The 19,439-nt window shown below is 70.6% G+C and carries 16 protein-coding genes; 5 read left to right on the forward strand and 11 right to left on the reverse strand.

Annotation, left to right across the window (positions count from 1 at the left end):
- Positions 1 to 326 precede the first annotated feature (326 nt).
- The 5 genes from tkt (at position 327) to pgl (ending at position 7,085) form a co-directional block, all read left to right on the forward strand.
- Positions 327 to 2,414 carry a transketolase gene (gene tkt / locus HUT18_RS05020; RefSeq protein ID WP_176098170.1) on the forward strand — a complete coding sequence of 696 codons (2,088 nt, stop codon included), beginning with the start codon at positions 327 to 329 and terminating at the stop codon, positions 2,412 to 2,414.
- Between the two features lie 136 nt (positions 2,415 to 2,550).
- A complete protein-coding gene (gene tal / locus HUT18_RS05025) occupies positions 2,551 to 3,669 on the forward strand; it encodes a transaldolase (protein WP_176098171.1) in 1,119 nt (372 codons plus the stop codon).
- Between the two features lie 4 nt (positions 3,670 to 3,673).
- A complete protein-coding gene (gene zwf / locus HUT18_RS05030; protein ID WP_176098172.1) occupies positions 3,674 to 5,203 on the forward strand; it encodes a glucose-6-phosphate dehydrogenase in 1,530 nt (509 codons plus the stop codon).
- Entirely contained in the window at positions 5,200 to 6,297 is a 1,098-nt protein-coding gene (gene opcA / locus HUT18_RS05035; RefSeq protein WP_176098173.1) for a glucose-6-phosphate dehydrogenase assembly protein OpcA, read from the forward strand. Before zwf ends, opcA begins: the two co-directional genes overlap by 4 nt.
- Positions 6,294 to 7,085, forward strand: coding sequence for a 6-phosphogluconolactonase (pgl, locus tag HUT18_RS05040; RefSeq protein ID WP_176098174.1), 792 nt, complete (start codon positions 6,294 to 6,296; stop codon positions 7,083 to 7,085). The genes opcA and pgl overlap by 4 nt, the downstream gene beginning before the upstream one ends.
- Positions 7,086 to 7,200: 115 nt before the next feature.
- Here pgl and HUT18_RS05045 read toward each other — a convergent pair whose 3' ends face one another.
- The 11 genes from HUT18_RS05045 to uvrC form a co-directional block, all read right to left on the reverse strand.
- Positions 7,201 to 7,692, reverse strand: a complete 492-nt coding sequence (locus HUT18_RS05045; protein ID WP_176098176.1) for a DUF2087 domain-containing protein — start codon at positions 7,690 to 7,692, stop codon at positions 7,201 to 7,203.
- 127 nt (positions 7,693 to 7,819) lie between these two features.
- Positions 7,820 to 9,472, reverse strand: coding sequence for a glucose-6-phosphate isomerase (gene pgi, locus HUT18_RS05050; protein ID WP_176098177.1), 1,653 nt, complete (start codon positions 9,470 to 9,472; stop codon positions 7,820 to 7,822).
- 282 nt (positions 9,473 to 9,754) lie between these two features.
- Positions 9,755 to 10,090 carry an RNA polymerase-binding protein RbpA gene (locus HUT18_RS05055; RefSeq protein ID WP_176098179.1) on the reverse strand — a complete coding sequence of 112 codons (336 nt, stop codon included), beginning with the start codon at positions 10,088 to 10,090 and terminating at the stop codon, positions 9,755 to 9,757.
- Positions 10,091 to 10,320: 230 nt separating this feature from the next.
- Positions 10,321 to 10,548, reverse strand: a complete 228-nt coding sequence (secG, locus tag HUT18_RS05060) for a preprotein translocase subunit SecG (protein WP_176104298.1) — start codon at positions 10,546 to 10,548, stop codon at positions 10,321 to 10,323.
- A gap of 143 nt (positions 10,549 to 10,691) precedes the next feature.
- Positions 10,692 to 11,471 (reverse strand): triose-phosphate isomerase, encoded by a 780-nt coding sequence (gene tpiA / locus HUT18_RS05065; RefSeq protein WP_176098181.1) that lies wholly within the window; start codon positions 11,469 to 11,471, stop codon positions 10,692 to 10,694.
- A gap of 7 nt (positions 11,472 to 11,478) precedes the next feature.
- Positions 11,479 to 12,690, reverse strand: a complete 1,212-nt coding sequence (pgk, locus tag HUT18_RS05070) for a phosphoglycerate kinase (protein ID WP_176098183.1) — start codon at positions 12,688 to 12,690, stop codon at positions 11,479 to 11,481.
- 129 nt (positions 12,691 to 12,819) lie between these two features.
- Positions 12,820 to 13,827, reverse strand: a complete 1,008-nt coding sequence (gene gap / locus HUT18_RS05075) for a type I glyceraldehyde-3-phosphate dehydrogenase (protein ID WP_176098185.1) — start codon at positions 13,825 to 13,827, stop codon at positions 12,820 to 12,822.
- A gap of 268 nt (positions 13,828 to 14,095) precedes the next feature.
- On the reverse strand, positions 14,096 to 15,085 hold the full coding sequence (whiA, locus tag HUT18_RS05080; protein WP_176098187.1) for a DNA-binding protein WhiA: 990 nt from the start codon (positions 15,083 to 15,085) through the stop codon (positions 14,096 to 14,098).
- The gene (gene yvcK, locus HUT18_RS05085; RefSeq protein ID WP_176098188.1) at positions 15,076 to 16,137 is read right to left on the reverse strand and encodes a uridine diphosphate-N-acetylglucosamine-binding protein YvcK; all 1,062 of its coding nucleotides are present in this window, start codon (positions 16,135 to 16,137) and stop codon (positions 15,076 to 15,078) included. The genes whiA and yvcK overlap by 10 nt, the downstream gene beginning before the upstream one ends.
- Positions 16,134 to 17,177, reverse strand: coding sequence for an RNase adapter RapZ (rapZ, locus tag HUT18_RS05090; protein ID WP_254878428.1), 1,044 nt, complete (start codon positions 17,175 to 17,177; stop codon positions 16,134 to 16,136). The genes yvcK and rapZ overlap by 4 nt, the downstream gene beginning before the upstream one ends.
- On the reverse strand, positions 17,174 to 19,327 hold the full coding sequence (uvrC, locus tag HUT18_RS05095) for an excinuclease ABC subunit UvrC (RefSeq protein WP_176098189.1): 2,154 nt from the start codon (positions 19,325 to 19,327) through the stop codon (positions 17,174 to 17,176). The genes rapZ and uvrC overlap by 4 nt, the downstream gene beginning before the upstream one ends.
- Positions 19,328 to 19,439 lie beyond the last annotated feature (112 nt).

Here is a 19,439-nt window from a genome sequence, read left to right on the forward strand (position 1 = left end):
CGCCACTCTAGACGCTGCCCAGACCTCGCCCCGAGCCGGGGTCCGTCGTGTCCGCGGCCTCGGCGCCCCGGCCGGGCCGACCGGGGACACGCGCGCGAATGTGCCCGGCCGGGCACGGACGAGCCCTCGTCCGAGCGGGTGCCTTGTCATCTGTCGATCACCGTCCCGAAAGCGCCCGGACGCCTGCCGGGAGGCGGAGGACAGCCGGGCTCGGCACTCTGGTTTTTACGAGCCGAAAGAGTGCTCGTACGGGCGGTAGGCTCGGCAACGGCCGGTGAGATCAAGAACGCCGGCATTCGACATGTGGAGAGGAGCCCTGACTCAGGGTGAGCATCAAGCCGATCACCACAGACCTCGAGTGGACCGAAGCGGATCAGCGTGCCGTTGACACCGCTCGTGTTCTGGCAGCGGACGCGGTACAGAAGGTGGGCAACGGTCATCCCGGTACGGCGATGAGCCTGGCTCCGGCCGCGTACACCCTTTTCCAGAAGGTCATGCGCCACGACCCGGCCGACACCGACTGGACGGGCCGCGACCGGTTCGTCCTCTCCGCCGGGCACTCCTCCCTGACCCTGTACCTCCAGCTCTTCCTGGGTGGTTTCGGGCTGGAGCTGGAGGACATCGAGGCGTTCCGCACCTGGGGCTCCAAGACTCCGGGCCACCCGGAGTACGGGCACACCGCGGGCGTCGAGACCACCACGGGACCGCTCGGCCAGGGCGTGGCCAACGCCGTCGGCATGGCCATGGCGGCGCGCTACGAGCGCGGCCTGTTCGACCCCGAGGCGGCCCCGGGCACCTCCCCGTTCGACCACTTCGTGTACGCGATCGCGGGCGACGGCTGCCTCCAGGAGGGCATCTCCGCGGAGGCGTCCTCGCTGGCCGGGCACCAGAAGCTCGGCAACCTTGTATTGCTGTGGGACGACAATCACATTTCGATCGAGGGTGACACCGAGACCGCCGTCTCGGAGGACACCGTCGCGCGCTACGAGGCCTACGGCTGGCACGTCCAGCGCGTGGAGCCCCAGGCCAACGGCGACCTGGACCCCGAGGCGCTGTTCCACGCACTCCAGGCGGCGAAGGCGGAGACCGACCGTCCGTCGTTCATCGCGATGCGCTCGATCATCGCCTGGCCCGCGCCCAACGCCCAGAACACCGAGGCGGCGCACGGCTCCGCGCTCGGCGCCGACGAGGTCGCCGCGACCAAGCGTGTCCTCGGCTTCGACCCGGAGAAGTCCTTCGAGGTCACCGACGAGGTGCTCGCGCACACCCGCGGCCTGCTCGACCGGGGCCGTGAGGCGCGCGGCGAGTGGGAGAAGTCGCTCGCCTCCTGGCGTACGGCGAGCCCCGAGCGTGCGGAGCTCTTCGACCGTATCGCCGCCGGTGAGCTGCCCGTGGGCTGGGAGAAGCACCTGCCCCTCTTCGAGGCCGGCCACTCCCTGGCCACCCGCGCCGCCTCCGGCAAGGTGCTCCAGGCCCTCGGCCCGGTCCTGCCGGAGCTGTGGGGCGGCAGCGCCGACCTGGCGGGCTCCAACAACACGACGATCGACAAGACCTCGTCGTTCCTGCCGGTGGGCAACCCGCTGCCGGGCGCCGACCCGTACGGCCGCACGATCCACTACGGCATCCGCGAGCACGCCATGGCCGCGGCCATGAACGGCATCGCGCTGCACGGCAACACCCGTATCTACGGCGGCACCTTCCTGGTGTTCTCCGACTACATGCGCAACGCGGTGCGCCTTTCCGCGCTGATGCATGCGCCGGTCACCTACGTCTGGACCCACGACTCCGTCGGTCTCGGCGAGGACGGCCCGACCCACCAGCCGGTGGAGCACCTGGCCACGCTGCGCGCCATCCCTGGCCTGAACGTGGTGCGCCCGGCGGACGCCAACGAGACCGCGATCGCCTGGCGCGAGATCCTGCGGCGCTACTCGAAGGTGTACGGCAAGGGCACCCCGCACGGCATCGTGCTCACCCGCCAGGGTGTGCCGACGTACGAGCCCAACGAGGCCACGGCCAAGGGCGGTTACGTCCTTCAGGAGGCCGAGGGCGGCGAGCCGCAGGTCGTCCTGATCGGTACCGGCTCCGAGGTGCAGCTCGCCGTCGGCGCGCGCGAGGAACTCCAGGCGGCGGGTATTCCGACGCGTGTGGTGTCCATGCCGTGCGTGGAGTGGTTCGAGGAGCAGGACCAGACGTACCGCGACTCGGTGCTCCCGCCCGCCGTGGGGGCGCGCGTGGCCGTCGAGGCGGGCGTGGGTCTGACCTGGCACCGCTACGTCGGCGACGCGGGCCGCATCGTCTCGCTGGAGCACTTCGGTGCCTCGGCGGACGGCAAGGTGCTCTTCAAGGAGTACGGCTTCACCGCCGAAGCCGTGGCCGCGGCCGCCCGGGAATCCCTCGAGGCCGCACAGCGCTGACCCGAGAGGGGCCCGAGGACCGCGGACCGCGCGGCGCCCCGGCGCACGAGCACTCCGAGGCGCCGCCCGCCCCCTGCCCGGCGGCGGGCGGCGCCCACCCAGTGACCAAGCAGACGAAGCAGGAGATGCAGATTCCATGACCGACGCACTCAAGCGCCTCTCCGAGGAGGGCGTCGCGATCTGGCTGGACGACCTCTCGCGGCGGCGGATCACCTCCGGCAACCTCGCCGAGCTGATCGACCAGCAGCACGTCGTGGGTGTCACCACCAACCCGTCCATCTTCCAGAAGGCGATCTCCTCCGGTGACGGCTACCAGACGCAGGTCGCCGACCTCGCGGCCCGTGGCGTCACCGTCGAGGAAGCCATCCGCATGATCACCACGGCGGACGTCCGCGACGCCGCCGACATCCTGCGCCCGGTCTACGAGGCCAGCGGCGGCCTGGACGGCCGTGTCTCCATCGAGGTCGACCCGCGTCTGGCGCACCGGACCAGGGCCACCGTCGCCGAGGCCAAGCAGCTCGCCTGGCTGGTCGACCGTCCGAACACGCTGATCAAGATCCCGGCGACCAAGGCCGGTCTGCCCGCGATCACCGAGGTGATCGGCCTCGGCATCAGCGTCAACGTCACGCTGATCTTCTCGCTGGAGCGCTACCGCGAGGTCATGGACGCCTACCTGGCGGGCCTGGAGAAGGCGAAGGCCGCGGGCCTGGACCTGTCCAAGATCTACTCGGTCGCCTCCTTCTTCGTGTCCCGGGTGGACACCGAGATCGACAAGCGGCTCGACGTGCTCGGCACCGACGAGGCCAAGGCCGCCCGCGGCAAGTCGGCGCTGGCCAACGCGCGCCTGGCCTACGAGGCCTACGAGGAGGTCTTCTCCTCCGAGCGCTGGACGGCCCTGGAGCGTGCGCACGCCAACCGCCAGCGCCCGCTGTGGGCGTCGACCGGTGTGAAGGACCCCGCGTACAAGGACACCCTGTACGTCGACGAACTCGTCGCGCCGGGCACCGTGAACACCATGCCGGAGGCCACCTTGGAGGCCACCGCCGACCACGGCGAGATCCGTGGCAACTCCATCGCGGGCACCTACGAGCAGGCCCGCGCCGATCTGGACGCCGTCGAGAAGCTGGGCATCTCCTACGACGAGGTGGTGCAGCTGCTCGAGGACGAGGGTGTCGACAAGTTCGAGACCTCCTGGAACGACCTGCTCAAGTCGACCGAGGCGGAACTCAAGCGCCTCGCCCCGGAAGAGGGCTGACACCTTGCCGACTCACGAAGCCAACCCGCTTCGTGATCCCGCCGACCGACGGCTCCCGCGTATCGCGGGGCCGTCGGGTCTGGTGATCTTCGGGGTCACGGGCGATTTGTCACGTAAAAAGCTGATGCCCGCGGTTTACGACCTCGCCAACCGCGGCCTCCTCCCGCCGGGCTTCGCCCTCATCGGCTTCGCCCGCCGCGACTGGGAGGACGAGGACTTCGCCCAGATCGTGCACGACGCGGTCAAGGAGCACGCGCGCACCCCCTTCCGCGAGGAGGTCTGGCAGCAGCTGCTCCAGGGCATGCGCTTCGTCCAGGGCGACTTCGACGACGACGAGGCCTTCGAGCAACTGCGGTCCACCGTCGAGGAGTTGACCCGGGCCCAGGGCACCGGCGGCAACTACGCCTTCTACCTCTCGGTACCGCCGAAGTTCTTCCCCAAGGTCGTCCAGCAGCTGAAGAAGCACGGTCTGGCCGACCAGGAGGGCGGCTCCTGGCGGCGTGCGGTCATCGAGAAGCCCTTCGGGCACGACCTGGCCTCGGCCCGCGAGCTGAACGCGATCGTGCACGAGGTCTTCGCCCCGGACCAGGTCTTCCGGATCGACCACTACCTGGGCAAGGAGACCGTCCAGAACATCCTGGCGCTGCGCTTCGCCAACACGATGTTCGAGCCGCTGTGGAACCGCGGCTATGTCGACCATGTGCAGATCACCATGGCCGAGGACATCGGCATCGGCGGCCGGGCCGGTTACTACGACGGCATCGGCGCGGCCCGTGACGTCATCCAGAACCACCTGCTCCAGCTCCTCGCGCTGACCGCCATGGAGGAGCCCTCCTCCTTCGGCGCGGCGGCGCTGGCGGCGGAGAAGACCAAGGTGCTCGGCGCGGTACGGCTGCCCAAGGACCTCGGGAAGTCCACCGTGCGGGCGCAGTACTCGGCGGGCTGGCAGGGCGGCGAGAAGGTGATCGGCTACCTCCAGGAGGAGGGCATCGACGCCAAGTCGAAGACCGACACCTACGCGGCCATCAAGCTCGGCATCGACAACCGGCGCTGGGCGGGCGTCCCGTTCTACCTGCGCACCGGCAAGCGGCTCGGCCGCCGGGTCACCGAGATCGCCGTGGTCTTCCAGCGGGCCCCGCATTCCCCCTTCGACTCCACGGCCACCGAGGAGCTCGGGCAGAACGCCCTGGTGATCCGGGTACAGCCGGACGAGGGCGTGACGGTGCGCTTCGGCTCGAAGGTGCCGGGCACCTCGATGGAGGTGCGGGACGTGTCGATGGACTTCGCGTACGGCGAGTCCTTCACCGAGTCCAGCCCGGAGGCCTACGAGCGGCTGATCCTCGACGTCCTGCTCGGCGACTCCAACCTCTTCCCGCGCACGGAGGAGGTCGAGCTGTCCTGGCAGATCCTCGACCCCATCGAGCAGTACTGGGACAAGAACGGCAAGCCCGCGCAGTACGCGGCGGGCACCTGGGGCCCCGTCGAGGCGGAGCACATGCTCGAACGAGACGGACGGAGCTGGCGGCGGCCATGAAGATCGACCTTACGGACACCACGGCCAGCAAGATCAACAAAGCCCTTGTGCAGGGCCGCCGCGCGATCGGCACCCCCGCCGTCGGCATGGTGCTCACCCTGGTCATCGTCACCGACGAGGAGAACGCCTACGACGCGATGCGCGCGGCCGGCGAGGCCTCCCGCGAGCACCCCTCGCGCACCCTGATGGTCATCCGCCGCATCTCGCGCTCGCCCCGCGACCGTACGACCTCGCGTCTTGACGCCGAGGTACGGGTCGGCGCGGACGCGCGCTCCGGTGAGACGGTGGTGCTGCGGCTGTACGGCGAGGTCGTGGGCCACGCCCAGTCCGTGGTGCTGCCGCTGCTGCTGCCGGACGCCCCGGTCGTCGTGTGGTGGCCGGTCAACGCCCCGCTCGACCCCGCCAAGGACCCGCTCGGCAGCCTCGGCCAGCGCAGGGTGACCGACAGCTACGCGGCCGAGCAGCCGATCGAGGAGCTCAGCTCGCGCTCCGAGGCGTACACCCCGGGCGACACCGATCTGGCCTGGACCCGGATCACCCCCTGGCGTTCCATGCTGGCGGCCGCGCTCGACCAGGTGGACTGCACGGTCACCGGGGTCACCGTGGAGGGCGAGGAGTTCAACCCGAGCTGCGAGCTGCTCGCGATGTGGCTCGCCGAACGGCTCGGGGTTCCGGTGGAGCGCACGCTGTCCTCCGGTCCCGGACTGACGGCGGTACGCATGGACACGGACTGCGGGGCGATCTCCCTCGACCGCGCGGACGGTTCGCTGGCCACGCTGTCCGTCGAGGGCCAGCCGCAGCGTGCGGTGGCGCTCAAGCGGCGCGAGACGGCCGAGCTGATCGCCGAGGAGCTGCGGCGCCTCGACCCGGACGACACGTACGCGGCGGCGCTCAGCTTCGGGGTCGAGCACCTCTACGACGCCGCGAAGGCCTCCGGCGGGAGTCGGTCCGCCGGCTCGGAGTCCGCGGGCACGGAGCCCGCGGGCACGGAGTCCGGCGGCGAGCGGTCCGACGCCGCGGAGTCGGCGGGCGAGGCCGAGGCCAAGCCCGCCGCCAAGAAGGCGAAGGCTCCGGCGAAGCGGGCGGCCAAGTGAGCGCCCCGCAGCTGGTCGTGCACCGCGCCAAGGAGCTGATGGCCCAGGCCGCCGCGGCCCGCCTGATCACCCGCATCGTGGACGCCCAGTCCTCGCGCGGCAGCGCCTCGGTGGTGCTCACCGGCGGCCGCAACGGCAACGGCCTGCTCGCCGCCCTCGCCGCGGCGCCCGCGCGGGACGCGGTGGACTGGTCCCGGCTCGACCTGTGGTGGGGCGACGAACGCTTCCTGCCCGAGGGCGACCCGGACCGCAATGTCACCCAGGCCCGCGCGGCACTCCTGGACGCCGTACCGCTGGACCCGAAGCGGGTGCACCCGATGCCCGCCGCCGACGCGGGCGGGGCGGTGCACTCCGGCGATGCCGACGCCGCGGCCGAGGCCTACGCACGCGAGCTCGCGGCGGCGGCCGGGCCGGAGGACCACGCAGGGGTACCGGCCTTCGACGTACTGATGCTCGGCGTCGGTCCGGACACCCATGTCGCCTCGCTCTTCCCGGAGTTGCCCGCGGTCCGCGAGACCGAGCGCACCGTGGTGGGCGTGCACGGTGCGCCGAAGCCGCCGCCCACCCGTGTCTCGCTGACACTGCCCGCGATCCGGGCCGCCCGCGAGGTGTGGCTGCTCGCGGCGGGCGAGGACAAGGCGGGCGCCGTGGCGATCGCCCTCTCCGGCGCGGGCGAGATCCAGGCCCCCGCGGCGGGCGCCCGCGGCACGGCCCGCACCCTGTGGCTGCTCGACGCGGCCGCCGCCTCGCAGCTCCCCCGGGACCTGCTGCCGCCCGCGGTGGCCTGAGCCGGGACGGGACGGGCCGTACGTGGGAGTCGCTGCGGGGCAGCCGGTCGTCGGTACCGGTCAGCGGTACGGGTCAGCGGTACGGGTCAGCCGGTCCGCGGGAGCGGGCAGTTGCTCAGGCCGCGGACCGGTCGCTCGCCTCGGCGAGCCGGTACCGGCTTCCGTCCCGCTCCCGTACGAGCAGCCCCTCGCAGACGCAGTAGCGGCGCAGCGCGGCCGTGTCCTCGTGCACCTCGGCGAAGGCCTCGTTGACCTCCTGCTCGGTGTAAGTGCGGCCGGGCGCGAGGTACTTGGCGGTCAGATGGACGAGGAGTTCCTGGCGGACGGAGCGCCGGACCGGGATGGCGGTGAGCCGGCCCCCGGCGAAGAAGCCGACCAGGGCACGCGGCACGTCCGGCGCCGCCTCGGGCGGGGGCGGACGGCGGAACACCCCGGGATCGGCGTACAGCGAACCGTCCTCCGCTCGCCGTACGAGTCCGGCCTGCACCAGCCGCGCGAGCGGCCTGCGGACCTCCTCGACCTCGCGGGGCGGCAGTTGCCCGAGCACGATCCTCGCGTACAGGCGCTGTCGTTCCGGGTCCGCGAGCGCGGCGAGTACATGGTCCATGACGGTCCTCCGTGGGTGGTCTGCCCGCGCAGTCTTCTCCGCCCGGCCCTGGGCCGCATCCCAATTTCGCTACGGGCCGGCGCGGCCGTGTCCCCGCCGGGCCACCGCCGCGCCCGCTACGGGCGGCTCAACGCCCCCTGAACTCCCGGTACTTGGCGACCAGCGCCTGTGTCGAGGCATCAAGTCCGGGGACGTCCGCGCCGTCGGTGAGCGCGGGTTCCACGCGCTTGGCGAGCACCTTGCCGAGTTCGACGCCCCACTGGTCGAAGGAGTCGATGTTCCACACCGCGCCCTGGACGAAGACCTTGTGCTCGTAGAGGGCCACCAACTGGCCGAGCACGGACGGCGTGAGCTTCTTGGCCAGGATGGTCGTGGTGGGGTGGTTGCCCTTGAAGGTCTTGTGCGGGACGAGGTCCTCGCTCACACCCTCGGCCCGGACCTCCTCGGCGCTCTTGCCGAAGGCCAGCGCCTGGGTCTGTGCGAAGAAGTTGGCCATCAGCAGGTCGTGCTGGGCGATCAGACCGGGCTGGAGATCGTGCACCGGCGCGGCGAAGCCGATGAAGTCGGCCGGGATCAGCTTGGTGCCCTGGTGGATCAGCTGGAAGTAGGCGTGCTGGCCGTTGGTGCCCGGGGTGCCCCAGACCACGGGACCGGTCTGCCAGGAGACCTCCTGGCCCGAGCGGTCCACGTACTTGCCGTTGGACTCCATGTCGAGCTGCTGGAGATAGGCAGGGAACCGCGAGAGATAGTGCGAGTAGGGCAGCACGGCGTGCGACTGGGCGCCGAGGAAGTTGCCGTACCAGATGCCCAACAGGCCCATCAGCAAAGGGGCGTTGGCCTCGGGCGGCGCGGTGCGGAAGTGCTCGTCCATCAGGTGGAAGCCGTCGAGCATCTCCCGGAAGCGCTCCGGGCCGATCGCGATCATCAGGGAGAGCCCGATGGCGGAGTCGTAGGAGTAGCGGCCGCCGACCCACTCCCAGAACTCGAACATATTGGCCGTGTCGATGCCGAAGGCGGCCACCTTCTCGGCGTTGGTGGACAGCGCCACGAAGTGCTTGGCGACCGCGTCCTGTCCGGCCCGCAGCTCGGTGAGCAGCCAGTCCCGCGCGGAGGTGGCGTTGGTGAGCGTCTCGATGGTGGTGAACGTCTTGGAGGCGATGACGAACAGGGTCTCGGCCGGGTCCAGGTCGCGCACGGCCTCGTGCAGATCGGCGCCGTCGACGTTGGAGACGAAACGGACCGTCAACTCCCGGTCGGTGAAGGAGCGCAGGACCTCGTAGGCCATCGCGGGGCCGAGGTCGGAGCCGCCGATGCCGATGTTGACGACATTGCGGACGGGCTTGCCGGTGTGCCCGGTCCACTCCCCCGCGCGCACCCGGTCGGCGAAGGCGCTCATCTTGTCCAGAACGGCATGCACCTCGGGCACCACATTGGTGCCGTCCACCTCGGCCACGGCCTCGCGCGGGGCCCGCAGCGCGGTGTGCAGCACCGGCCGGTTCTCCGTGATGTTGATCCGCTCGCCGCGGAACATGGCGTCCCGCAGCCCGAACACGTCCCGGGCGGCGGCCAGTTCGCGCAGCAGCCGCAGCGTCTCGTCGGTGACCAGATGCTTGGCGTAGTCGATGTGCAGGTCCCCGACCTGGAGCGTGTAGGTGTCCGCACGCTCCGGACCGGCGGCGAACAGCTCGCGCAGCCGCACCTCGCCGAGCTCCTGCCGGTGCTTCTCCAGCGCCTGCCACTCGGCGGTCCTGTCGAGCCTGGAAGGGCTTGCTGCGTTCATCCGGGCGTCAGCCTTCTCTCTGTCCCTCGTCCTGACGTACGACGCGTGCCTCGCGCGTCCCCGTCCTGTGCCCCGCGGCTCCCAACTTAATTGATCAGGCGGCGGGTACGGGCAAGGCGAGGACCGGGGCGACGACAACGCGACAGCGGGGCGGCGAGGCTGCGAGAGGCTTCGCGCGAGGGCGCCAAGGACAAGCGCGCACGCCCGGGCGCGCGCCGTGCCACCGGGACGCAGGTCCCGTAAAACGCGTGCGGCCGGGCGCGCTTGGGCACCCGGCCGTTCTCAGATCTCGCCCCGCAGCTTGGCGAGGGCTTCGGCGAGGATCGCCTCGCCGTCCGCGTCGCTGCGCCGCTCCCGTACATACGCGAGGTGCGTCTTGTACGGCTCGGTGCGCGGCGGGTCCGGCGGGTTGTCCGCGTCCTGCCCCGCCGGGAAGCCGCAGCGCGGGCAGTCCCAGGTGTCGGGCACGGTCGCGTCGCTGGCGAAGCTGGGCTTGGTCTCGTGCCCGTTGGAGCACCAGAAGGAGATGCGCAGCCGGGGCGCGGACTCGCCACGCTCGGCCTCGCCCATCGGCCCCGCCCCGACCCGGCTTCCCCGGATCGCGTTGCCACTTGCCACGGTCGTAACTCCCTGCGTGAAGGTGCTGCACTGCGTCGGCAGCGGCTGAGCCGTGAAGGGCCTCGAAGGAATTGCCCCCTCCGCTGCAGCGCCTGAAGTCTACGTATCGCTCAACACTCGTCCGGTGAGGGGAGCATGGCCCCGGCGGACACGCAAGCCCCATGATAGGCCGCGCTCGAAGGCGCGTACCCGGCATGGGGCTCACGATTGGTCATTCGGCACGCTCTGCGTCAGTCGATCTTCATCAGCAGACCGAGTACGACGATGCAGGCGAACCACAGCGACCCGACCACGACGGTGATGCGGTCGAGGTTGCGCTCGGCCACGGAGGAGCCGCCGACCGACGACTGCATACCGCCGCCGAACATGTCGGAGAGACCGCCGCCCTTGCCCTTGTGCATCAGCACGAGCAGCATCAGCAGCAGGCTGAGAACGATAAGGGCGATCGAGAACCCCAATTCCACGACTGGACTTCCTTTCCGGGGGATTCCCTCGGATCTGTACGGACAGCGGGGCCGAAGCGTGCTCCGGCCCCGCAAGAGTACGACGTAACGGCGCTAGCGCATACTCACCGGTCTTTGCTACCGGTACCTACTGGTCCCTACTGGTCCTTGAAGCGCACGATCTTGACGAATTCGTCCGCGTCCAGGGCCGCGCCGCCCACCAGGGCGCCGTCGACGTCCGGCTGCGCCATGATCGCGGCCACGTTGGCGCCCTTCACCGAGCCGCCGTACTGGATACGGACCTTCGCGGCCAGTTCCGGCGAGTACAGCTTGGCCAGCTGGTCACGGATCGCGCGGCAGACCTCCTGGGCGTCCTCGGGGGTCGCCACCTCGCCGGTGCCGATCGCCCAGACCGGCTCGTAGGCGATCACGATCGACTCGGCCTGCTCGGCCGGGACGTCCCTCAGGCCGCCCTCGACCTGGGCGAGCGTGTGCTCCACGTGGTTGCCCGCCTTGCGGACCTCCAGGCCCTCGCCGACGCACATGATCGGGGTCAGGCCGTGCTTGTACGCGGCCTTGACCTTGGCGTTGACGATCTCGTCGGTCTCGTGGTGGTACTGGCGGCGCTCCGAGTGGCCGATGGTCACATAGGTGCACTTCAGCTTGGTGAGCATGGGGCCGGAGATCTCGCCGGTGAAGGCGCCGGAGTCCTGGGCCGAGATGTCCTGGGCGCCGTACTTGATCTTCAGCTTGTCGCCGTCGACCAGGGTCTGCACCGAGCGCAGGTCGGTGAACGGCGGGAGCACGGCGACCTCGACGGTCTCGTAGTCCTTGTCCGCGAGCGCGAAGGCGAGCTTCTGGACGTGGGCGATGGCCTCGAGGTGGTTGAGGTTCATCTTCCAGTTGCCCGCCATGAGCGGCGTACGGGTCTCACTCATCAGGTGTTCAGTCCTTAAGTGCGGCGAGGCCGGGGAGCGTCTTGCCCTCGAGGTACTCGAGGCTGGCGCCGCCGCCGGTGGAAATGTGGCCGTAGGCATTCTCGTCGAAACCGAGCAGGCGCACGGCGGCGGCCGAGTCACCGCCGCCCACGACGGTGAACGCAGGGCTGTCGAGCAGCGCCTGCGCGACGGCCCGGGTGCCGCCCTCGAAGTCGGGGTGCTCGAAGACGCCCATCGGGCCGTTCCAGAACACGGTGGCCGCGTCGGCGAGCTTCTCGGCGTAGAGCTTGCGCGTCTCGGGGCCGATGTCCATGCCCTCCTCGTCGGCCGGGATGGCGTCGGCCGGCACGGTGGTGGGGTTGACCGGGGCCTTGGTCTTCAGGTCCGGGAATTCGGGCGAGACCAGGACGTCGACCGGGAGCACGAACTCCACCCCGCGCTCCTTGGCCCGCTTCAGGTAGTCCAGGCAGGCCGGGACCTGGTCCTCCTGGAGCAGCGACTTGCCGACCTCGTGGCCCTGCGCCTTGAGGAAGGTGTAGGCCATGCCGCCGCCGATGAGGATGCGGTCGGCCTTCTCCAAAAGGTGGTCGATCACCCCGAGCTTGTCGGAGACCTTGGCGCCGCCGAGCGCGACGACGTACGGGCGCCGTACGTCCTCGGTGAGCTTCCTGAGCACCTCGACCTCGGCGCCGATCAGATAGCCCGCGTAGTGCAGCAGCTTCGCCGGAAGGTCGAAGACCGAGGCGTGCTTACGGTGCACCGCGCCGAATCCGTCGCCCACGTACACATCGGCCAGGGCGGCGAGCTGCTCGGCGAAGGCGTCGCGCTCGGCATCGTCCTTGCTGGTCTCACCCGGGTTGAAGCGCAGGTTCTCGATCACCGCGACCTGGCCGGGCTCAAGGCCGTCCACGGCCTCGTGCGCGGCGGGGCCGACGGTGTCCTGGGCGAACGCGACCGGCTTGCCGAGGAGTTCACCGAGCCGCTCGGCGGCGGGCAGCAGCGAGAAGGCCGGGTCCGGGGCGCCCTTGGGGCGGCCGAGGTGCGAGGCCACGACCACCTTGGCACCGGCGTCCGCGAGTGCCTTCACCGTGGGCAACACGGCGCGGATACGGCCGTCGTCGGTGATCACCCCGTCGGCGAGCGGCACATTGAGGTCGGCGCGGACGAAGACCCGCCGGGCCTCCACTCCCGCGGCGAGAAGGTCGTCGATCGTCTTCATGTACTGACTCCTGCATTAGCTCTGACAGAAAAATACGGGGGCGGGTGGCGCGCACGCACGACAGGGCCCGGGCAAGCGTGCCCGAGCCCTGTCGATCACATCGCACTGCCTTGCGTGACGGCTAACGGATCAGAGCCGGCCGCCCACGAAGACCGTGAGGTCGACGAGACGGTTGGAGTAGCCCCACTCGTTGTCGTACCAGCCGATGACCTTCACCTGGTTCCCCTCGGCCATGGTCAGCGAGGAGTCGAAGGTGCAGGACGAGGGGTCGGAGACGATGTCGGAGGAGACGATCGGGTCCGCGGTGTACGTCAGGCGGCCCTTCAGCTCGCCGCTCTCGGCGGCCTTCTGGAAGGCGGCGTTGACCTCGTCCTTGGTGACCTCGCGCTCCAGCGTGACGACCAGGTCGGTGACCGAGCCGGTCGGCACCGGGACGCGCATCGCGAGACCGTCGAGCTTGCCCTTGAGCTGCGGAAGGACGAGCGCGGTGGCCTTCGCGGCACCGGTGGTGGTCGGGATGATGTTCTCCGCGGCCGCCCGGGCGCGGCGCAGGTCCTTGTGCGGGAAGTCCAGGATGCGCTGGTCGTTCGTGTACGCGTGGACGGTGGTCATCAGGCCCTTGACGATGCCGAAGTTCTCGTCGAGAACCTTGGCCATCGGCGCCACACAGTTGGTGGTGCAGGAGGCGTTGGAGATGACGTTGTGCTTGGCGGGGTCGTACTGGTTCTCGTTGACGCCCATCACCACGGTGATGTCCTCGTTCTTGGCCGGAGCCGAGATGAGGACCTTCTTCGCGCCGCCCGCGAGGTGCTTGGCGGCGTCGTCGCGGCTGGTGAAGATGCCGGTGGACTCGATCACGATGTCCACGCCCAGCTCACCCCAGGGGATGTCGGCCGGGTTGCGCTCGGACAGGACCTTGATGGTGTGGTCGCCGACGGTGATGCTGTCCGCCGTGTGCGACACCTCCTCGGTCAGACGCCCCAGGATGGTGTCGTACTTGAGCAAATGTGCGGTGGTAGCGGTGTCACCCAGGTCGTTGACGGCCACGATCTCGATGTCCGCACCCTGGTCAAGGAGCGCCCGGAAGTAGTTGCGGCCGATACGGCCGAAGCCATTGATGCCTACGCGGATCGTCACGAAACCGATCTCCTCGTTGGTACGCCGGTTTTCGACGCCGGCGAGTTGAATGGGTTGTCCCCGACCGCCTCCGACCCTACCCCTCTCAACCCCCGTAAGTGACATCGAAACAACGCCCCCGAAACGGCCGGCGGCCCCTACCCGTGAGTACGGATGAGGACCGCCATGGTGGCCATCGGCGAGCGGGCCGGTCAACAGTGCCTACGCCCCTCGTGGCGCGTTCTCGGCCGCCTTTCGAAGAACTTCCGAGAACGCGGTTTTCTCTTTCTCAGCCTGCGAGATTTTCCGCGAGTTCCTCGGACAGGCTGGATTCCGTGCCCGGGATTCCGAGGTCCTGGGCGCGCTTGTCCGCCATGGCGAGCAGCCGCCGGATACGTCCGGCGACGGCGTCCTTGGTCAGCGGCGGGTCGGCCAGCGCGCCCAGCTCCTCCAGGGACGCCTGCTTGTGCTCCATGCGCAGCCGTCCGGCCGCCGCGAGGTGCTCGGGCACCTCCTCGCCGAGGATCTCCAGGGCGCGCTGCACCCGGGCTCCGGCGGCCACCGCGGCGCGGGCCGAGCGGCGCAGGTTGGCGTCGTCGAAGTTGGCGAGGCGGTTGGCGGTGGCCCGCACCTCGCGCCGCATCCGGCGCTCCTCCCAGGCCAGCACCGACTCGTGCGCGCCGAGGCGGGTCAGCAGGGCGCCGATCGCGTCGCCGTCGCGGACCACGACCCGGTCCACGCCGCGTACCTCACGGGCCTTCGCGGCGATCGACAGCCTGCGCGCCGCGCCGACCAGGGCGAGCGCGGCCTCGGGGCCGGGGCAGGTCACCTCCAGCGAGGAGGAGCGGCCGGGTTCGGTGAGCGAGCCGTGCGCGAGGAAGGCGCCGCGCCAGGCGGCCTCGGCGTCACAGGTGGCCCCCGAGACCACCTGCGGCGGCAGCCCGCGGATGGGGCGGCCGCGGCCGTCGACAAGGCCGGTCTGCCGGGCCAGCTGGTCGCCGCCCGCCACGACCCGTACGACGTAGCGCGAGCCGCGGCGCAGTCCGCCCGGGGCCATCACGATCAGCTCGGAACTGTGGCCGAAGATCTCCAGGATGTCGCGCTTGAGGCGGCGCGCCGCCATGGCGGTGTCGAGCTCGGCCTCGATCACGATGCGGCCGCTGACGAGGTGGAGTCCGCCGGCGAACCGCAGGATTGCCGAGACCTCGGCTTTTCTGCAGCACGTCCGGGTGACGGGAAGCCGGGAGATCTCGTCCTTCACCTCTGCCGTCATCGCCATGGGCCGATCCTTCCATGCATCCGAAAAATACGGTCGTACGCGGCGGCCAGCAGCTCCGGGTCGTGCCGGGGAGTCCCGTCGGGCCGTGCCACCGGCGCCAGTTCGACCGCGGCGCCGAAGCGCTCGGCGGCCTGCGTCAGCACGTCACGATCGGGCACGGCGGCCTCGTCGGCCAGCACCACGTCCAGGGCGAGTTTAGGGGCGTGTCGCCCCAAAACCTCCAAATGACGCTGCGGTGAGAAGCCCTCGGTTTCTCCGGGTTGTGGTGCGAGGTTCAGCGAGAGCACCCGGCGCGCCTTGGTCTCGGTGAGCGCCTGGAGCAGCTCGGGCACCAGCAGGTGCGGGATGACCGAGGAGAACCAGGAGCCGGGGCCCAGGACCACCCAGTCCGCGTCGAGCACCGCGGCGACCGCCTCGGGTACCGCGGGCGGGTCCTGCGGGAGAAGGTGGACCGACTGCACCTCGCCCGGGGTGAGCGCCACATTGGCCTGCCCGCGCACGGTGTCCACCTCCTCGGGCCGCTCCGGGTCGTGGCCGCGGACCAGGGCCTGGAGTTCCAGCGGCACCGCGGACATGGGAAGTACCCGTCCGTGTGCGCCGAGCAGGGTGCCGACCAGGTCGAGCGCCTGGACGTGGTCGCCCAGCTGTTCCCACAGTGCCACGATGAGCAGGTTGCCGACCGCGTGGTCGTGCAGCTCGCCCTGGGAGTGGAAGCGGTGCTGGATGACGCGCGCCCAGGTCTGGCCCCATTCGTCGTCGCCGCACAGCGCCGCGAGCGCCTTGCGCAGGTCGCCGGGCGGCAGGACGCCCAGTTCGTCGCGCAGCCGCCCGCTGGAGCCGCCGTCGTCGGCGACGGTGACCACCGCGGTGAGATCGCCGGTGATGCGTCGCAGGGCGGCGAGCGAGGCGGACAGCCCCATCCCGCCGCCGAGCGCGACGACCTTCGGCTGTGCCCCGCGGCGGCCGCCCCGGCGGGTGAGGGCGGACCGTGCCCGCGGCACGGTGGGGCTGTCCCGGAGCATCCGGCGCAGCCGGGAGGTGCCAGATGTCATTCGCGTCCCATGTCCCGGTGGACCACGACGGTTTCCACCCCTTCGGCGGCAAGTCTGGCGGCGAGCTTCTCCGACATTGCGACCGACCGGTGCTTGCCGCCGGTGCAGCCGATCGCGATCGTCACGTAACGCTTGCCCTCGCGCCGGTAGCCCGCCGCGATGAGCTGGAGCAGCTCGGTGTACTGGTTGAGGAACTCCTTGGCGCCGGGCTGGTTGAAGACGTACCCCGACACCTCCTCGTTGAGTCCCGTGAAGGGACGCAGCTCGGGCACCCAGTGCGGGTTCGGCAGGAAGCGGCAGTCGACCACGAGGTCGGCGTCCACCGGCAGGCCGTACTTGTACCCGAAGGACATCACGGTGGCCCGCAGCTCCGGTTCCTCCTCGCCCGCGAACTGGGCGTCCAGCTTGGCGCGCAGTTCGTGGACGTTGAGGCTGGAGGTGTCGATCACCAGGTCGGCGTCGCCGCGCAGTTCGCGCAGCAGTTCCCGCTCGGCCTCGATGCCGTCGACGATGCGGCCGTCACCCTGGAGCGGGTGCGGGCGGCGTACCGACTCGAAGCGGCGCACCAGGGCCTCGTCGGAGGACTCCAGGAAGACGATCCGGCGGGTGACGTGCTTGGTCTCCAGATCGGCGAGGGACTCCCGCAGATTGTCGAAGAAGCGCCTGCCGCGTACGTCGACCACGACGGCGATCCGGGCGACGTTGCCCTGGGAGCGCGCGCCGAGCTCGACCATGGTCGGGATGAGGGCGGGCGGCAGGTTGTCCACGACGAACCAGCCGAGGTCCTCCAGGCACTTCGCGGCCGTGGACCTGCCCGCCCCGGACATGCCGGAGATGATCACCAGCTCCGGGATCACCTGCTCGATGTCCGGTGTCTGTGAGTCCGCGGTCTGTGCGTCCGGGGTCTGTGCGTCCGGGGTCTGTGCGTCCGGGGTCTGTGCGTCCGGGGTCTGTGTGTCCGGGGTCTGTGCGTCCGCTGCCCGGGCGTCGGGTTCGCCGGGCTGCTGCCGGTCCGGGTTCTGTGTCTCGTGCTCGCTCATGTTTCCTGCCCCCGTCGTCGCTGTGAGGTGTCCGCGGTGGCGACCTGCTGCGGCGGGCCCGTGGTCCCGGGCTCCAGTTCCGCCGTCCAGTCTTCCGCCTCCGCGGCCTCCTCGCTTTCCATGATCTCTCCGGTTGCGGTGTTCACGGCGGGTGCGGCCGGGGCCGAGCGGGCGAGGGTGCCGAGAACGGTCTCGGCCGTCTTGCGCCCGACACCGGGCACCTCGCAGATCTGCTCCAGGGTCGCGGCCCGCAGCTTCTTCACCGAGCCGAAGTGCTTTATCAGCGCGTGTTTGCGCGTCTCGCCGAGACCGGGCACCGCGTCGAGCGGTCCGGACCGCAGGCGCTTGGCGCGCTTGGAGCGCTGATAGGTGAGCGCGAAGCGGTGCGCCTCGTCGCGCACCCGTTGCAGAAGGTACAGGCCCTCGCTGGTACGCGGCAGGACGACCGGATCGTTCTCGCCGGGCAGCCACACCTCCTCCAGGCGCTTGGCCAGGCCGCACACCGCGACGTCGTCGATGCCCAGCTCGTCGAGCGCCTTCTGCGCCGCCGCGACCTGGGGCTGCCCGCCGTCCACGACGACCAGCTGCGGCGGGTATGCGAACCGCTTGGGGCGCCCGTCCTCCTCGCGGATCTCGCCGGACAGCGGTTCCTCCGGCGCCACACCGTTCGCCCCGCCGTTCTCCCCGCCGCCGGTGCCCTCCTCGGCCCACTCCCCCGTACGTTCCTTCTCCGCGATGTAGCGGCGAAAGCGCCGGGCCACGACCTCGTGCATGGAGCGGACGTCGTCCTGGCCCTCGCCGTGCCAGACCTGGGTGTCGCCGACGCGTCCCTTGATCTGGAAGCGGCGGTACTCGCTCTTGCGGGCCAGGCCGTCCTCGAAGACCACCATGGAGGCCACCACGTCGTCGCCCTGGAGATGCGAGATGTCGTAGCACTCGATGCGCAGCGGCGCGCTGTCCAGGCCGAGTGCCTCGGCGATCTCCTCCAGGGCGCGGGAGCGGGTGGTGAGGTCGGAGGCGCGTTTGGTCTTGTGCAGGCCGAGCGCCTGGAGGGCGTTGCGCTCGACGGTCTCCATCAGGGCGCGTTTGTCGCCGCGCTGCGGCACCCGCAGGGAGACCTGTGAGCCGCGGCGGGCGGTGAGCCATTCCTGCACGGGCTCGACGGGGTCGGGCAGCGCGGGGACGAGGACCTCCTTGGGCACCGCGTCGCCGCGCTCCTCGCCGTAGAGCTGCTGGAGGGCGTGCTCGACGAGGTCGCCGGTGGTGACGGCCTCCACCTTGTCGGTGACCCAGCCGCGCTGGCCGCGCACCCGGCCGCCGCGGACGTGGAAGATCTGTACGGCGGCCTCGAGTTCGTCCTCGCTGACGGCGATGAGGTCCGCGTCGGTGGCGTCGGCGAGGACGACGGCGTTCTTCTCCATCGCCTTGCGCAGGGCTTCTATGTCGTCCCGCAGCCGGGCCGCGCGCTCGTACTCCATCTCCTCGGCGGCCTCGGTCATCCGGGCTTCGAGGCGGCGGATGTAGGTGCCGGTGCGTCCGGCCATGAAGTCGCAGAACTCCTCGGCCAGTTCCCGGTGTTCGACGGGGTCGACCCGGCCGACGCAGGGCGCTGAGCACTTGCCGATGTAGCCGAGCAGGCAGGGGCGGCCGGTGCGGGCGGCGTTCTTGAAGACACCCGCGGAGCAGGTCCGTACCGGAAAGACGCGGAGCAGCAGGTCGACGGTGTCGCGGATGGCCCAGGCGTGGCCGTAGGGCCCGAAGTAGCGCACGCCCTTCTTCTTCTGACCTCGCATCACCTGTACCCGCGGGAACTCCTCGTTCATGGTGACCGCGAGGTACGGATAGCTCTTGTCGTCGCGGTACTTGACGTTGAAGCGGGGGTCGTACTCCTTGATCCAGGAGTACTCCAGCTGGAGCGCCTCGACCTCCGTGGAGACCACGGTCCACTCGACGGAGGCGGCCGTGGTGACCATGGTGCGGGTGCGCGGGTGCAGGCCCGCGAGGTCCTGGAAGTAGCTGGCGAGCCGTTGGCGCAGGCTCTTGGCCTTCCCGACGTAGATCACCCGGCGGTGCTCGTCGCGGAAGCGGTAGACCCCCGGGGAGTCGGGGATCTGCCCCGGCTGGGGGCGGTAGCTGGAGGGGTCGGCCATGATTCACACCCTACTGGCGGACACCGACAGCGCGGGCCCGCCGAGGGTGCCGCGAGGACTCCCCCTGCGGGCCCGCGCGGGCCCCGGTGCGGGGGCCTCAGCCCCCGCGAGG

Origin of the sequence: Streptomyces sp. NA04227 (assembly GCF_013364195.1) — a bacterium.
In the GTDB taxonomy this organism is placed as follows: domain Bacteria; phylum Actinomycetota; class Actinomycetes; order Streptomycetales; family Streptomycetaceae; genus Streptomyces.

Bases quoted from the DNA above. Each gene is read 5' to 3' on its own strand.
- tpiA (WP_176098181.1), bottom strand. From the start codon at position 11,471: ATGAGTGAGACCCGTACGCCGCTCATGGCGGGCAACTGGAAGATGAAC.
- pgi (WP_176098177.1), bottom strand. From the start codon at position 9,472: ATGAACGCAGCAAGCCCTTCCAGGCTCGACAGGACCGCCGAGTGGCAG.
- whiA (WP_176098187.1), bottom strand. From the start codon at position 15,085: ATGGCGATGACGGCAGAGGTGAAGGACGAGATCTCCCGGCTTCCCGTC.
- tal (WP_176098171.1), top strand. From the start codon at position 2,551: ATGACCGACGCACTCAAGCGCCTCTCCGAGGAGGGCGTCGCGATCTGG.
- uvrC (WP_176098189.1), bottom strand. From the start codon at position 19,327: ATGGCCGACCCCTCCAGCTACCGCCCCCAGCCGGGGCAGATCCCCGAC.
- opcA (WP_176098173.1), top strand. From the start codon at position 5,200: ATGAAGATCGACCTTACGGACACCACGGCCAGCAAGATCAACAAAGCC.
- pgk (WP_176098183.1), bottom strand. From the start codon at position 12,690: ATGAAGACGATCGACGACCTTCTCGCCGCGGGAGTGGAGGCCCGGCGG.
- HUT18_RS05045 (WP_176098176.1), bottom strand. From the start codon at position 7,692: ATGGACCATGTACTCGCCGCGCTCGCGGACCCGGAACGACAGCGCCTG.
- rapZ (WP_254878428.1), bottom strand. From the start codon at position 17,177: ATGAGCGAGCACGAGACACAGAACCCGGACCGGCAGCAGCCCGGCGAA.
- yvcK (WP_176098188.1), bottom strand. From the start codon at position 16,137: ATGACATCTGGCACCTCCCGGCTGCGCCGGATGCTCCGGGACAGCCCC.